Source organism: Faecalibacillus sp. TM498 (assembly GCF_020589955.1).
Classification (GTDB): Bacteria; Bacillota_I; Bacilli_A; order Erysipelotrichales; family Coprobacillaceae; genus Faecalibacillus; species Faecalibacillus intestinalis.
Map to the genome: position 1 here is coordinate 1 of NZ_JAJDKB010000124.1, position 977 is coordinate 977.

Genomic DNA, 977 nt, shown 5'->3' on the forward strand with positions numbered 1-977 from the left:
GTGATTGTGGAAAAGAACTGACACATTCAATAGATTATAAAGATTATGAGTCTTATTATAGTAGCAATGATTATTCAGTTAAAACTTTGATTAATCAATTATTAGATGAAGGACATTGTGCTGGAAATGAAGAAGTATGTGGAGCTTCTCATTATCGATATGGTACAAATGAAAATTGGATAAAAAGTTAAGTGAAATTTTACGAAGTATATTACGTTGAATATGACGTAAAATAATAGTATAATGATTTTAATAAAAGGAGGAGAAAATATGCCAAATATAAAACCTATCTCTGATTTAAGAAATTATAGTGCAGTACTTGAAGATGTTACTGTTGGTTCTCCTGTTTATTTAACAAAAAATGGACATGGTTGTTATACTATTATGGATATAAATGAACAAGAAGAAATGTCAAGAAAAGCGAGGAAGTATGACAAGATGGTAGCAGAACTAGAAGTAATGAAAATGTTAAATGAAGGCTTAGCTTCAGCAAATGAAGAAGGCTGGATTGATGAAGATTCAATGAGATCACATTTTAAGGAAAGATTTGAAAATGAATAAGATACACTATTCACCAAAGTCACAACGAGATCTTGATGAAATTTATGATTATATTAAATATAAATTATGTAGTCCAATAGCTGCAAAGAATACAGTGTCAGGCATTTTAGATAAGATAGAAAATCTAAAGAGTCATTCAGATATTGGAAATATATGGTATCTTGAAAATGATGTAAACAGTGGGTACAGATATGTTCATTATAAAAACTATGTTGTCTTTTACATGGTAAAGAATGATGATGTCTATATCGTAAGAATACTTCATAGACTTCAAAATTATGTAAGTCAATTATTTTCGTAGAAATTAGATTTATAAGTAAATCATTATCAAATTATGTAGAAACATGATAGAATTAAATACGGATAAAGAATAAGTAAATAGTTTATCATAGATAATTACTGAAAATTCAAAATAT

General features: G+C 27.2%; 3 protein-coding genes. All 3 read left to right on the forward strand.

Annotated elements, in window-relative coordinates; translation table 11 throughout:
- Positions 1–191, forward strand: a 191-nt coding sequence (locus tag LJD32_RS14945) for a hypothetical protein (protein ID WP_227392821.1), incomplete at its 5' end; no start/stop codon positions are given.
- A 79-nt stretch (positions 192–270) separates the two neighbouring features.
- A complete protein-coding gene (locus tag LJD32_RS14950; RefSeq protein WP_032089823.1) occupies positions 271–561 on the forward strand; it encodes a hypothetical protein in 291 nt (96 codons plus the stop codon).
- Positions 554–862 carry a type II toxin-antitoxin system RelE/ParE family toxin gene (locus tag LJD32_RS14955; RefSeq protein ID WP_107030716.1) on the forward strand — a complete coding sequence of 103 codons (309 nt, stop codon included), beginning with the start codon at positions 554–556 and terminating at the stop codon, positions 860–862. Before LJD32_RS14950 ends, LJD32_RS14955 begins: the two co-directional genes overlap by 8 nt.
- Positions 863–977: the final 115 nt, after the last annotated feature.